The sequence below is a fragment of the Nitrospirota bacterium genome (assembly GCA_030684575.1).
Taxonomy (GTDB): Bacteria; Nitrospirota; Nitrospiria; order Nitrospirales; family Nitrospiraceae; genus Palsa-1315.
The window spans coordinates 25,500-39,156 of sequence record JAUXVD010000020.1 but is presented as its reverse complement, the minus strand read 5'-3'; the positions used below and the strand labels follow the sequence as shown (position 1 = coordinate 39,156).

Genomic DNA, 13,657 nt, shown 5'->3' with positions numbered 1-13,657 from the left:
GTGACCGATCTACTCATAAAGCTCATTCCGGTATTTCCTTTGCTGGCCGCTATCATGAACGGTCTCGCTGGCAGGAAATACTCCCACGAGATCGCACACCGGCTGGCCTGGGGCTCAGTCGGGTTGTCATTTCTCTGCACGCTCGGGGTGTTTATCGACGTCTTGCGGACCGATACCGCGCATGAAGTCATCGCCTATCAATGGATCTTCGGCGGCGACCTCAATATCAATCTGGCCTATCTGGTCGATCCGCTCACCTGCATCATGCTACTGGTGGTTACGGGCGTTGGTTTGTTGATTCACGTCTACTCCATCGGCTACATGCATGGAGAAGCGGGATTCTCCAGATTCTTCGCCTATATGAACCTCTTCATGGTTTCCATGTTGCTCCTTGTCATGGGGAACAACTATGTCGTCCTCTTTATCGGCTGGGAGGGGGTCGGACTCTGTTCCTATCTCTTGATCGGCTATTACTACGACAAGGTTTCCGCCGCCAAAGCCGCCTCGAAAGCGTTCGTGGTGAACCGCATCGGGGATGCCGGATTTCTGCTGGCGATCTTTCTGATCTTCATCAATTTCAAGACGCTGGACTACACGAAGGTCTTTGCCCAGGTCGGACAACTGTCTCCGGACATGGCCACGGCAATTGCGCTCTGCCTGCTTGTCGGTGCCATCGGCAAATCAGCCCAGCTTCCCCTCTACACCTGGCTCCCGGACGCGATGGAGGGACCGACGCCGGTGAGCGCCCTTATCCATGCCGCGACGATGGTGACGGCCGGGGTCTACATGATCGTGCGGAACCATGCCATTTTCGACATGTCGCCCACAGCGATGTTTTGGGTCGGAACTATTGGCGGCATCACGGCACTCTTCGCCGCCACCATTGGTCTCGTGCAAACGGACATTAAGCGGGTCTTGGCCTATTCGACGGTGAGCCAGCTCGGGTACATGTTTCTCGGATGCGGTATCGGCGCCTACTCAGCGGCCGTGTTCCATCTTATGACCCATGCCTTCTTCAAGGCCCTCTTGTTCCTCTCCGCCGGGTCGGTGATCCACGCGCTCTCGGGCGAACAAGACATTCGAAAGATGGGCGGTCTCAGCACGAAAATCCCCTGGACCTACCGACTGTTTCTGATCGGTACCGTTGCGATCGCGGGTATTCCGCCGTTGGCAGGTTTCTGGAGTAAAGATGAAATCCTGGCCCATGCCTTTACGCATGAACATTATCTACTCTACGGCATGGCGGCCATCGGCGCATTGTTGACCTCCTTCTACATGTTCCGCCTGACCTATCTGACCTTTTATGGCACGTCGCGGATGGATCACCATACCGAGGAACATGTCCATGAGTCCCCGACAGTGATGGTTGGTCCGCTCATGGCGTTAGGGGTGTTATCCGTTTTTGGCGGATTCCTGGGCTTCCCCCCTGAGCATGGCTGGCTCCATCAATTTTTGGCACCGGTCGTAGGCATAGGAGGGGAGCATGAGGCCAGTACCGGACTCGTACTCACACTCATGATGATTGCCACAGGAATTGCGTTGTTGGGCTGGGGTGTCGCGCATTATTTTTACAGCGTGAATCTCTCGGCGCCGGAGCGCCTGGCGGCAAAATTTCAGGTGGTCTATACGACCTTGCTCAACAAGTACTATGTCGATGAATTCTACGATCTCGTCTGGGTGGAGCCCATCAAGAAACTGGGGCAGTTGCTCGATTGGTTCGACCGGACTGTGATCGATGGCCTCGTACGAGGGGTCGCGCAGATGGCAGAGTTGGGTGCGGCGGGATCGACCTGGATGGAAAAATACATGGTCTACGCCGGCCTCAATGTCATCGGGTATGGTAACCATCTCATTGCCCGTCAATGGCGGCAACTCCAGAGTGGGATGGTCCATCATTATGCGGCAATAATTGTGGCAGGGCTCTTTCTCTTGGCGGTGATTGTTCAGCTCATCATGCAACGATAAAGCACATTGATGTTAGAAGAACTGGCGTCCACATTTCCGATTCTCACCTGTATGTTATTTCTCCCCCTCGTCGGGGCTGTCGTCCTATGGCTATTCGACGATGAGGATATGGTCCGAACTTCTGCCTTGACGATTGCGTTGGTGGAGTTGGCCCTTTCCGTCTTCGTGCTCTTACGCTTCATTCCCGAATCAGCCGCGATGCAGTTCGCAGAACATGTGGAATGGATTCCCGCCCTTGGGATCAGTTACCACCTTGCGGTCGATGGGATCAGCGTACTCTTCGTTGGGCTCACGGCATTCCTCACGGTTCTGATCGTCATCTATTCTTGGGATACTGTCCGTCACCAAGTGAAGCTCTACATGATGGCGCTCCTCGCGCTCGAGACGACGACGATGGGGGTCTTCCTCTCCATCGACTTGATCCTGTTTTTCGTCTTCTGGGAGTTGATGCTGATCCCCAGTTATTTTCTGATTAAACTCTGGGGTGGAGGCGCGGAGCGGCATTACGCAGCATTGAAATATGTGCTCTATACCCTGCTGGGTAGTGTCTTCATGCTGGTGGGCATCGCGCTGTTAGACCTCAACTATCACCAGTGGGCGATGGTGCGCCATATCGAACCGGCCTATTCGTTTGATTTGTTGGCCTTGCTCTCCGTGCCGATCCCGTTCAGCCAACAGGTTCTTATCTTTTGGCTCCTCTTTCTCGGCTTCGCCTTTAAGGCCCCGCTGTTCCCATTTCATACTTGGCTCCCGAATGCGCTCCTCGAAGGGCCGATCGGGATGGCGGTGGTATTGGCCGGATTGAAGCTCGGGACGTTCGGGTTTATCCGCTTTAGCATTCCCTTGTTACCAGACGCGTCGAAGAGTCAGACCGTCGTCATGGTGACCATGGTGCTTGGCTTAGCGGCCATTCTGTATGGCGCAATCATGGCGCTGATCCAGTCGGATTTTCGCCGGCTCCTGGCATTCAGCAGCATCAGCCATCTCGGGTTTGTGGTAATCGGTCTGTTTGCTCTGAACTATCAGGGGCTTCAAGGCAGCCTGCTGACCATGATCAATCTGGGGTTCAGCACGGCAGGGTTGTTTTTTATCGCGGGCTTTCTCTACTCACGGCAGCAGACCACCGAACTGAGCGCATTCGGCGGTATGGCCAAACTGACCCCTCTACTCGCAAGTTTTTTTCTGCTCATCGGGCTGGCGTCGATTGGCCTGCCTGGCACGAATGGTTTTGTCGGCGAATTCCTCATTCTCCTGGGAGCCTTCACGGCAAATTGGCTGTATGGCGGAATCGCGGTGACCGGCATCATCACCGGCGCAGCCTATTTTCTCTGGTACTACGAGCGGGCCATGTTGGGACCAGTCGGCAAGGCCGTGAAAGACTCCATCAGTGATTTGCATCCCCGCGAGGTGGTGATCGCATCGGCCTTATCGATCATGATTCTGTGGATTGGGCTCTATCCCGCTCCGTTTTTACGAACGATGAATGGGTCGGTGCAGGCGCTGGTCGATCGACTGGAGCGGGGGGCCGTGGCGTCGACCGAATCCAAACAGCCGGTAAAGGTGGATTAATTCGTATGGGTGACTACGCGCTCCTCTACATCCTATTTGCTCCCTTCGCGGGAGCCATCGCGCTGATTTTCGTCTCAAACCGGCAGGCGATGCTCGTGCGTGGGATTGCGGCGGGATCGGCCTTCATCTGTCTTCTTGCCTCGCTCTACCTCTTTTATGCCTACGACCATGTGAGGGGTGGCTTCCAGTTCGTTCAGAAGTTCGAATGGTCGCGTCAGCTGGGCATCTCGCTCCACCTCGGGGTGGACGGCATCGGTACTCCCCTGGTTCTGGCTTCTGGCATTTTGCTGTTCGCAGGAATTTTCGTTTCTTGGCACGTGAAGGACCGGACGAAAGAATTTTATATCTGGTTGCTCATCCTTGCCGCGGCCACCATCGGCGTGTTTATGTCGCTGGACCTGTTCTTTCTCTACTTCTTCTACGAGATGTCCGTCATCCCCATGTATCTCCTCTTGGGCATGTGGGGAAGTCACACCAAGAAGTACAACGAGATGACGGATCCGGAGGGCCTCAAACAGCGTGATTCAGTCGGGTTTATTTTCAACTTCGGGTCTAACAGCAAAGAATATGCTGCGATGAAGTTAGTGCTCTTCCTCTCAGCCTTTGCCGTCGCAGCGTTCATGGGGATCCTGTTGATCTATAAGTATTCCGGACTGAATACGTTCGACATCCTGGTTCTGCGAGAGCATGCCAACTTGATGAATATCCCGGTCCTAGGCACGACGCTGGACAAGATTATTTGGCTCCTGATCTTCTTCGGATTTGCTTCGATCGCTCCGATCTGGCCGTTGCACTCCTGGTCCCCCGTGGGCCATGCCGCCGCGCCGGCTGCCACGAGCATGCTGCATGCGGGCGTGTTGATGAAGCTTGGCCATTTCTCCATCATTCGGGTCGCCTTTGAGATCTTGCCGGAAACGACACGAGAGCTGATGCCCATCGCGGCTGTGCTCTGTATGTTCAGCATCGTGTACGGCGGGTTCGTGGCCTATTATGCCAAAGACACCAAGTACGTCATCGGATATTCCAGCTCGAGTCATATGGGGTATGTGTTCTTAGGCATGGCAGCTCTGGACTACATCAGCTTGACCGGCGCGGTGATGTATATGTTCGCCCATGCCATGGCCACAGGGATGCTCTTCGCGATGGCCGGATGGGTCTACGATCAGACGCACACCAGGGACATTCCCTCGCTCGGCGGACTCTCGAATCGCATGCCGTTCATCTCCGGCTGTTTCGTGATCGGCTGTATGGCCTCGATCGGTGTCCCCGGCACCATAAACTTCATCGCTGAAGTCATGATCATCGTGGGCAGTTGGAACAAGTACCCGTTTCAGGTCATCGTGGCCGTGGTTGGAATCGTGTTGACCTTAGCCTACTTGTTCAAGATGATGCGCGGGCTCTTCTATGGACCCATGGACCAGAAGTATAGCCACGCACATGATGCCGTGTCCGCAGTCGATCGTCTGCCGCTCTTGATCATGATCACCGTCAGTATCGGATTCTTTTTCTTCCCCATGCACCTGTATAACGTGGTGCGATCGGGTGTCGATCCGCTGATTGCTAAGATCACCCGCGTGGTGCCGGTCGCTGCGGAGACGACAGGGTTGAGGCTAGAGGCCAGAGGCGACAACAATCTACCTCTCGCTGATCGTTCATTGCCATTCGCCAGCGCCCCCGTGAGCGGAGGTCGGCCATGAACTTTTCGCTGACGATGTCTCCCTCCGATCTGTTGTTGCTGCTGCCGGAAATTCTGCTCACGCTCTGGTTGGCCCTCATCCTGATCGTCGATTTCTCCTTTCCCCGGCTGCCCAACGAACAGTTGGCATATTTAAGCATTGCAGGTCTCGCTGCCACGCTCGGCTGCCTGGTCTGGTTCGATGTGACCGGCGTCACCGGGACCCTCTTTGCCAATATGTTTGTCCTCGACCGGATGGCCTTGTTCTTCAAAATGTTCATCGTCGGATCGACGATCCTCGTTATTCTGGCCTCCATCGACTACATTCATCGATTCAAGTTTTTCCGCGGAGAGTATTATTTCCTGATTGTGATGTCGGCGCTCGGCATGATGTTTATGGCCTCCGCCAACGATTTGTTGTCGGTGTTCGTCACGTTGGAGTTTTCCACTTTCGGTTTCTACATCTTGGTTGCCTACCTTCGTGAGGATATGGCCTCGAACGAAGCGGGTATCAAATTTTTCATCCTGGGTATCTTTGCCGCGGGCCTCCTCGCCTATGGCATTAGTTTGGTCTATGGAGAAACCGGCAAGCTGGTGTTTTCCGAAATGAAGTCGGCCCAGGCGACACCGGGCCTGGCTATCGGCTTCCTGCTGATCTTCGGTGCATTAGGGTTCAAAATCGGCGCGGTGCCGTTTCACTCCTGGATTCCTGATACCTATCATGGGGCGCCAACGCCGGTGACGGCCTATCTCTCGATCGCCCCGAAGGGGGCGGCCTTTGCCATCCTCCTCAGGATGTTCTTCGTCGCTTTGGCGACGTTTAAGCCGATCTGGGTCTTGCTGCTCGTTGCCACGTCCGTCATGTCCATGACTTACGGGAACATCGTGGCGATCGCCCAGAAGAACATGAAACGGCTCTTGGCCTATTCCGGTATCGCCCAGGTCGGCAATGTGTTGATCGGTCTCGCGGCCGGTACCAAGATGGGGAGCGACGCGATTCTGTTCTATCTGTTGACCTATCTCTTTGCCAATCTCGGGGCCTTCGCCATTATCATCGCCGTCAGTGAAGCGATCGGGAGCGAGGAAATCGACGATTACAGTGGGCTCGGGCGGCGCTCGCCCTTTCTTGCTTTTTCGATGCTGATTTTTCTCTTGTCTCTGGCCGGTGTGCCCCCGTTGGCCGGCTTCATCGGCAAGATCTATATTTTTGTGGCGGCCATGAAAGAAGGGCTCTACGTGCTCATCACGGTGGGCCTGATCAACATCGTGATTTCGATGTATTACTACCTGATCGTGGTGAAGAAGATGTATATCAGCGAACCTCACGATCCTTCCCCCATTACGGTGTCCGGCCCGATCAAAGCCGTACTGTACGTCTGTCTCGCGGGCACCCTTGTGATCGGTATTTATCCGCAACCCTTCGCCGATTGGGTCGTCTCGGCCACGATGATGTTTTCCGGATTCGCGGACCCATCCGTCTCCCTTCCCGTTCCCCCTGCCGACATTCCAGTCGGTGGGTAAATCCATACGAGTCCGTTCCTCGCAGCGTTCGGCGAGAAGTCTGCTACAATATTTTTTGCAGGGTTTCCCGGCTCAGAGTATAGTGGCCTCAGTATTTCCTCGCATATTCACGCCCGCAGACGCTTGAGGCATGGCTTTGGTCGCACCACAATCTCCGGTCACGCCCATCACGCCTGAATCGGCTCCCGGCACCAACCTGGCGCCGACTCCCAAGAGCGGAAGACTCATGGAATGGTTGACCCATTGGTCGATCGAGCGGCGCGTCCTCGCAGGCTTTGGGCTCGTCTTTGCCGGCATCGTGGTGATCAGCGCCATTTCCTATCGCAACACCTCCGTGTTGATTGAGAATAGCCGGCTCGACAGCAAGAGCCATGAGTTACTGCAGCTGCTCGAATCGGTAACCGAAGCCCTCGATTCGACTGAGCGCGGGCATCGACGATACCTGGTGACCGGGGAAGAATCCTATTTGAAACTGTACCGGAGTACCGTCGAGCAGATGCCGGAATACCTTCGGTATCTCAGGGGGTTGACGAACGAGCGGCTTGAACAGCAGTCCCGGGTGGCGACGCTCGACGCGCTCATCGACCGGCAATTGGATGCGGAGGCGCGCGCCATCACCAGACGACAGAAAGACGGCTATGAAGCGGTCCGCCACCTCGCCCTCTCCGGAGCGGCAAAGAACGAGCTTGAGCGGATTCATGCGGTGATGACTGAGCTTGACGGGGCCGAGCGGGGAGCCCTTCAGGCCCGAGTCCGTCAGTCCGCCGAAAGCACGAGACATACGATTGCCTTGCTCGGACTGGGCGCGCTCTTGCAGTTGGTTCTCTTGGCCTCCGTCTACTTTCTCATCCATCACGATGTCACCGAGCGTCGCCGCGTCGCCGCGGAGCTGGAACATCGTGGTGAATTGCTGCAGGCTGCCAACAAAGAGTTGGAAGCCTTCAGCTATTCCGTGTCGCATGACCTGCGTGCCCCACTCCGTCATATCGACGGGTATGCCGCCCTCTTGTCGAAAGCAGCCGGCGAGGCGCTCAATGACAAAGCGCGCCGGTATCTCCAGACAATTTCAGACTCCGCCAGACAGATGGGGCAGCTCATTGACGATTTGCTGGTGTTTTCCCGCATGGGCCGGCAGGACATGCTGCGCACCACGGTCAATTTAGATCAGCTCGTCAAGACGGTCCTCCACGATTTGCATCTTGACTTGCAAGGCCGCACAATCTCCTGGACAATGAGCCCATTGCCGCTCGTATTAGGCGATCCGGCGATGCTTCGCCAAGTGTTTGTGAATCTCATCACCAATGCCGTGAAATTCACCGCCACCAGGCCTGAGGCGAAGATCGAGATCGGCGCCGCGAAACGCAACCCGAGCGAGGTCGAGATCTTTGTGCGAGACAATGGGGTGGGATTCGACATGCAGTATGTGAATAAGCTGTTCGGGGTGTTTCAGCGTCTCCATCGGAGCGATGAGTTTGAAGGGACCGGCATCGGGCTCGCAAACGTGCGCCGGATAATCCATCGGCATGGTGGGCGGACTTGGGCCGAAGGGGCGCTCGGTCAGGGCGCGACCTTCTACTTTTCCCTTCCAGTCGCGAGGTCTCTCAAATGACCACGGTCAAACCAATCTTGCTTGCAGAAGACAACCCTCGTGACGCCGAGTTGGCGCTCGCCGCCATGGAGGAACATCACATCGCCGATAAGGTGGTGGTCTGCCATGACGGGGCTGAAGTCCTCGACTACCTCTATTGCCGCGGGGCCTTTGCCTCCAGAGAGCAGGGCAATCCCGTGGTCGTGTTCCTCGACCTCAAGATGCCGAAAGTCGACGGACTCGAAGTGTTACGGACGATCAAGAACGACGTGAATCTCAAACCGATTCCGGTCGTTATGCTCACGTCCTCGCGCGAGGAGTGCGATTTGGCACAAAGTTATGCGCTAGGCGCCAATGCCTATGTGGTGAAACCGGTTGAGTTTCATCAGTTCATCACGGCCGTGAAAGAACTCAGCGTATTTTGGGGCATCATCAACGAACCGCCCCCGGATAGCTCAAAGTCGACCAACTAGCTGCCCTGTAAAGGATTTGTGAAAACCCCTCTCCGTCTACTCCAACTTGAAGATAATAGGGTTGACGCCGAATTGATTACGGCCACCTTGATCGAGGGGGGAATTCCCTGTCAGTCGCAACTCGTCGACACGCGTCAAGCCTTTGTGGCAGCCCTGAGGGCCGGCCGGATCGATCTCATCCTCGCGGATTATTCGATCCCAGGTTTCGATGGCATGGCCGCTCTCACGTTAGCCCGTCAGCTTTGTCCTGACGTGCCGTTTCTCTTCGTTTCGGCCACCATCGGAGAGGAGCTGGCGATCGACGCCATGCATCAAGGCGCGACGGACTATGTCCTCAAGCAACGGCTTGGACGATTGGTGCCATCGATTCAGCGCGCATTGCGCGAGCTCGACGATCGAGCCGAACGGCAACGGGCTGAAGAGGCCCTTCGGCAGAGCGAGAAACAGTTTCGGCAGTCCCAGAAGATGGAAGCGGTGGGACGGTTGGCGGGAGGGATCGCGCATGACTTCAACAATCTCCTGACCGTTATCTTGGGTTATAGCCAAGTCATCTCGACGGAACTTGGCCCTCAGCATCCTCTTCGGGGAAAGGTCGATGAAACCTTGAAGGCCGGCGAACGGGCCGCGACGTTGATCCGACAGCTACTCGCCTTCAGTCGCAAGCAATCGCTGGACCCCAAAGTGTTGTCGCTCAACACCGCAGTCACAAGTTTAGTCAGTCTGCTGGGTCGTCTGATCGGTACGAATATCAAGCTGGTCACCACGCTCGACCCAACGAATGGGCGGTTGTGCGCCGACCAGGCTCAGCTTGAGCAGGTCCTGGTCAATCTCGTCGTCAACGCACGGGATGCCATGCCGAATGGCGGGACGCTGACGATTGAAACAGCCCAGGTTGAATTGACCCGTAGTCCGGTCTATCACCTCACTCCGGTGGCGCCAGGTCCCTATGTCCGATTGGCTGTTACGGATACCGGATGCGGGATGGACCGCAAGACACAATCCCATATCTTTGAGCCATTCTTCACGACGAAGGGGGAGGGGAAGGGCAGCGGTCTGGGCCTCTCCACGGTGTTTGGCATTGTCACCCAATGCGGCGGGGCCATCGACGTCACCAGCCGAGTGGGTCATGGCACGCGCTTCGACCTCTATTTCCCGAACGTCGAATCCGATCTCTTCATCCCCCCGCCGACACAGTCATCGAGACAACCTCAGCGAGGCACGGAAACGATTCTTGTGGTGGAAGATGAGCCGAGCGTCCGTACGCTTGTACGAGACGAACTGCGGAAGCTGGGATACCGCGTGCTCGAAGCCAAGAGCGGTATCGAAGCCTGTTTGCTGGCGACACAGCAGGTAGGATCGCTACAACTGCTGTTGACCGATGTCGTCATGCCCGGAATGGGTGGACGGGAGTTGGCACAGCATCTTTCCGCCATCAAGCCGGATTTGCGAACGCTGTTTATGTCGGGGTATATGGATGATGTCGGCATCATGGCAGGACAAGAGGAAGGCACAACGGCCTTTTTACAAAAGCCCTTCACTCCTGAAGTCCTGGCCCACGCCGTCCGCAATTTGCTCGATGCCAGTATGCCGTCGGACAAGACCGGCGCCGGCGTTTCGACATCCGAGCCAAGCGCGCGCTGACGACGCAAGCCTACGCCGCAACTGTGCCGCTCTTCCTCGATTGAATTGACGCTCCCGAGCGGCGCTCTTTATGCTCGACTCTGAGAACTTATGGTGCAGGACCATCGCATCCAATGGCCGTTCCTCCGTATCACCCAATTTCTCCTGGGTATCCTCTTTGTCATGTTCAGCGGCCAGTCGATCGCAAGGGCACAGGACCTCTTGGGGGATCGACTGGGCGAAGGTTTATCCATCTCTATCTGGAATCCTCACCCGCAATGTCCAGACGTGGCCCCGTTGATCGCCGTGGACATCGACCCCGAACGTTATCGCTTTACCGTGCATTACTATCAGCAAGAGGGTCTTTCGGATCCGCCCGATATTCGCCAATGGCAAGAACGTACCGGCCACGACCTGGTCTTTAATGCGGGGCTGTTCCGTGAGAATTATGCATACCTTGGCCTCCTCTATGGGAACGGGCGCTCGATGGGGAGTAAGCGGCATGCAACCTGGCTGGGACTGTTTACGGCAGAACCGGTTGAGGCTGGTTTGCGACGCGCGCGGGTTCAGGACTTAACCTTTGACACGTTCGACGAACAGCACGTTCCCTATCGAGAAGTCGCGCAGTCGCTGATGTTGTTGGACCGGACAGGAAAAGTCCGCGTGCGGCAAACCGGGAAACGCGCCCATCAGACCCTTGTCGCAGAACAAGGCAATGGACATCTGCTGATCCTCAAGACCACGGAAGTGGTATCGCTCCATGCCCTTGGAGAATGTCTGCGCGATGCCTTTCCTTCCCTGCGCCAGGTCATGGCCATGGATGGAGGGTCCTCCTCCGATGTCGCCGTCAGCCCGTCGCTTCGACAGGCCACGATGGCGATGGCAGGCTTTCACAGTTGGATACCGTTGTTAGAAGGCAGCACGACAATCCACATTGGGCTTCCGGCCGTGATCGGGATCAGTCCGCGCCGCGACCCACCGGCCACCAAGGCCCGATAGAACGGATGAGATCGTGGAGAAGTATATTGGGCTGGCAGGCTGCGGAAAAACTATTCAGGCACTGAGGGGATTCGACCATCTGCACATCTGGGACATGAGGGGCTCACCCATGCCGGATGCTCAAACAGACCGTCCAGCAAGGCTGCAACGAGCGAAGAGGCGAGGGGTACCCTTGAGGTACGGTGAGCCTCTGAACGAAGCGAGAACGATGCTGGCGGACTGTTTCAGTCTCCGGCTAGCGGGATCCAGGTTCAACCGGAAAGCCCGCCTCAAGCCAGGCGTTCATGCTGCCGGTGACGTTATAGACATGGCGGTAGCCCAAGTCTGCCAACGTTTCTGCGGCAATGTTGCTGCGCTGGCCTGACTGGCAATAGACCACGAGATGGTCTTCCAGCTGGGCTCCGATTTCCCGGTGCCGTGCCTTGATTTCTTTGAAGTCGATGTTCGCATCGGTTCCTGGAATGAATCCGGCCGCATGTTCATCCGTGGATCGGACATCGATCAAGATAAAGCCCTTCTGGCTCATTGAGGAGCCTTTGGTCAATCCGGCTCGTAATTGCTGCACGGTGAGCAAATAGGAATGATACGCCGAGACGCCACTGATCGTGACGGTGGTCAGGAGCAGCAGACTGGCGAGGGTGATGAATATGCGCATGGTCATGTCTGGTCTCCTTGCTGTAATTAGGGTGGACAATCGCTCCACTGAGAGCATTCTCATGAATATGATAGGGACCGCATGAAGATTTGGTCAAGCCTCATCCTCCTCATGGTCATGTTTCTGCTCGGCTGCGCCGAAGGAGCCAAACTGGTTCAGGAACGGGAGGACGGAGGGGTTGTCTCCTATCCCTTCAAAGGGGAGCAGGGATCGATGCTGTCATCGTTTCGCAAAGATGCGCTGGCCCTGATGAAAGAAAAATGCGGCGGTCCCTATACCATTGTGCGGGAGGGCGAAACGAAGGGCCGATCTCGTATGGTCAGTCCGGTTGAAGGCGCGCAGGAACTCGTACGGGAGCGCCGGTGGGGCATGGAGTTTCAGTGTAAGTAAGAGTCGTTTCCCTACGAGGGGGTTGGCCGCGCATTCGTCAAGTCGTCAATGGTTAAGAGGCTCAGGAGGGTCAGCCCTTCAGCTTCTACCTTCTGTCTTCCATCCTGCTCCTTCCGATCGACAATCACCAAGGCATGCGTCACCACCAGGCCTGCGCCCCTGGCAGCCGCGACTGCCTTGAGGAGTGATCCCCCGCTGGTGAGCACATCGTCCACGATCACGGCTCGATCCCCTGGTTGAAACGATCCTTCAATAAGTTTCCCGAGCCCATGATCCTTCGCTTGCTTTCGCACCACGAAGGTCCGCCATGTTCGAGGTGGTTGGGCGATGAACGCAAAGTCCGAGATACTCGTGGCAATGGAAATCGCCCCGATCTCAAGACCCCCAAGGCAGTCGAGCTCGACCGGCCTCAATGCCTCATAGGCCAGGCTGGCCACAATGCGGCGCGATCCAGGATGGGCCATCAAAGACCGGCAATCGACATAGAAGGGGCTCTTCAGACCCGAGGCGAGTGTGAACCCTATACCAGGATCCCATTTAAACGACTGCGTGTCGTGAAATGCCCTGGCCAGTTGTTGCTTGTGAGTCTCGGTTGCCATCGTGTCTCCTAGAAAGTAAGGTCGTCGGCGGCATTCTACACTGCTCGCGGGCGGATCGCATCTGACTTTTCGTGGAGCCTCTCGCCGAGACAGATATCCGATCAGGGCAAGGTTTACCGACTCCATGGCCGATTCAACCTCTCACCATTTTCGGCTTGAGATTGGATGCTGTTCCCAGCCACAAGAGCCCTGGAAGTAGAACTGTCCAAAGAACCATTAAGACCAGAAGGCCGTCAACAAGGTCTCCTCTCACGCGTAAGGCTCCTGCCGCATGACCGCCGTCATAATTGAGCGGACCGAAGATTCCTTCCACGAGTGCTTCGGCTGCATACCGTCCCTCCCGCCAGCCGAGGGAACGTTTCAGCGTCGTTGCAAAGACCACCCAGAGAGGGTAGACCCAACCGGCGCCAAGGCCGTCTCGATACTGGAGCCCTCCCACAAACCCCAGTATGCTGCAGACAAACATTTCGAGCAGGCCGATGAACAGGATACGGCGGACGGCCTGTTGCCATTCCGGAACGGTCGCGATGTGCCCTGCCAAGAGAAGCAGGACCGCGAGAGGGCTGAGCCAGGGGTGGTCGTGCGTGGCTCAAAAGACGCAGG

At 56.4% G+C, this 13,657-nt stretch carries 10 protein-coding genes and 3 pseudogenes; 10 read left to right on the top strand and 3 right to left on the bottom strand.

Translation table 11 applies throughout. The annotated features are described in order from the left end of the window. The 9 genes and pseudogenes from nuoL (at position 1) to Q8N00_14790 (ending at position 11,410) form a co-directional block, all read left to right on the top strand. A complete protein-coding gene (nuoL, locus tag Q8N00_14830; protein MDP2384067.1) occupies positions 1 to 1,965 on the top strand; it encodes an NADH-quinone oxidoreductase subunit L in 1,965 nt (654 codons plus the stop codon). A gap of 9 nt (positions 1,966 to 1,974) precedes the next feature. Further along, entirely contained in the window at positions 1,975 to 3,534 is a 1,560-nt protein-coding gene (locus Q8N00_14825) for an NADH-quinone oxidoreductase subunit M (protein ID MDP2384066.1), read from the top strand. A 5-nt stretch (positions 3,535 to 3,539) separates the two neighbouring features. Continuing rightward, the gene (locus Q8N00_14820; GenBank protein MDP2384065.1) at positions 3,540 to 5,231 is read left to right on the top strand and encodes an NADH-quinone oxidoreductase subunit M; all 1,692 of its coding nucleotides are present in this window, start codon (positions 3,540 to 3,542) and stop codon (positions 5,229 to 5,231) included. After that, a complete protein-coding gene (locus Q8N00_14815) occupies positions 5,228 to 6,730 on the top strand; it encodes an NADH-quinone oxidoreductase subunit N (GenBank protein ID MDP2384064.1) in 1,503 nt (500 codons plus the stop codon). The genes Q8N00_14820 and Q8N00_14815 overlap by 4 nt, the downstream gene beginning before the upstream one ends. Before the next feature lie 226 nt (positions 6,731 to 6,956). Then, positions 6,957 to 7,475, top strand: a pseudogene (locus tag Q8N00_14810) (CHASE3 domain-containing protein). 174 nt (positions 7,476 to 7,649) lie between these two features. Then, positions 7,650 to 8,339, top strand: a pseudogene (locus Q8N00_14805) (ATP-binding protein). Further along, a complete protein-coding gene (locus Q8N00_14800; protein ID MDP2384063.1) occupies positions 8,336 to 8,791 on the top strand; it encodes a response regulator in 456 nt (151 codons plus the stop codon). The pseudogene Q8N00_14805 and the gene Q8N00_14800 overlap by 4 nt, the downstream one beginning before the upstream one ends. Positions 8,792 to 8,809: 18 nt before the next feature. Next, the gene (locus Q8N00_14795; protein MDP2384062.1) at positions 8,810 to 10,432 is read left to right on the top strand and encodes a response regulator; all 1,623 of its coding nucleotides are present in this window, start codon (positions 8,810 to 8,812) and stop codon (positions 10,430 to 10,432) included. 90 nt (positions 10,433 to 10,522) lie between these two features. Then, entirely contained in the window at positions 10,523 to 11,410 is an 888-nt protein-coding gene (locus tag Q8N00_14790) for a hypothetical protein (protein MDP2384061.1), read from the top strand. Between the two features lie 235 nt (positions 11,411 to 11,645). Here Q8N00_14790 and Q8N00_14785 read toward each other — a convergent pair whose 3' ends face one another. Further along, the gene (locus Q8N00_14785) at positions 11,646 to 12,071 is read right to left on the bottom strand and encodes a rhodanese-like domain-containing protein (GenBank protein ID MDP2384060.1); all 426 of its coding nucleotides are present in this window, start codon (positions 12,069 to 12,071) and stop codon (positions 11,646 to 11,648) included. Positions 12,072 to 12,146: 75 nt separating this feature from the next. Between Q8N00_14785 and Q8N00_14780 the strand changes: the two genes are divergently transcribed. After that, entirely contained in the window at positions 12,147 to 12,455 is a 309-nt protein-coding gene (locus Q8N00_14780) for a hypothetical protein (protein MDP2384059.1), read from the top strand. Positions 12,456 to 12,466: 11 nt separating this feature from the next. On the opposite strand, the gene pyrE is transcribed toward Q8N00_14780, so the two are convergent. Continuing rightward, positions 12,467 to 13,054, bottom strand: coding sequence for an orotate phosphoribosyltransferase (gene pyrE, locus Q8N00_14775; GenBank protein MDP2384058.1), 588 nt, complete (start codon positions 13,052 to 13,054; stop codon positions 12,467 to 12,469). Between the two features lie 133 nt (positions 13,055 to 13,187). After that, positions 13,188 to 13,616: pseudogene (locus tag Q8N00_14770) on the bottom strand (DUF2878 family protein). Positions 13,617 to 13,657: the final 41 nt, after the last annotated feature.

Bases quoted from the DNA above. Each gene is read 5' to 3' on its own strand.
- Q8N00_14800 (MDP2384063.1), top strand. From the start codon at position 8,336: ATGACCACGGTCAAACCAATCTTGCTTGCAGAAGACAACCCTCGTGAC.
- pyrE (MDP2384058.1), bottom strand. From the start codon at position 13,054: ATGGCAACCGAGACTCACAAGCAACAACTGGCCAGGGCATTTCACGAC.
- Q8N00_14790 (MDP2384061.1), top strand. From the start codon at position 10,523: ATGGTGCAGGACCATCGCATCCAATGGCCGTTCCTCCGTATCACCCAA.
- Q8N00_14780 (MDP2384059.1), top strand. From the start codon at position 12,147: ATGAAGATTTGGTCAAGCCTCATCCTCCTCATGGTCATGTTTCTGCTC.
- Q8N00_14815 (MDP2384064.1), top strand. From the start codon at position 5,228: ATGAACTTTTCGCTGACGATGTCTCCCTCCGATCTGTTGTTGCTGCTG.
- Q8N00_14820 (MDP2384065.1), top strand. From the start codon at position 3,540: ATGGGTGACTACGCGCTCCTCTACATCCTATTTGCTCCCTTCGCGGGA.
- Q8N00_14825 (MDP2384066.1), top strand. From the start codon at position 1,975: ATGTTAGAAGAACTGGCGTCCACATTTCCGATTCTCACCTGTATGTTA.
- Q8N00_14785 (MDP2384060.1), bottom strand. From the start codon at position 12,071: ATGACCATGCGCATATTCATCACCCTCGCCAGTCTGCTGCTCCTGACC.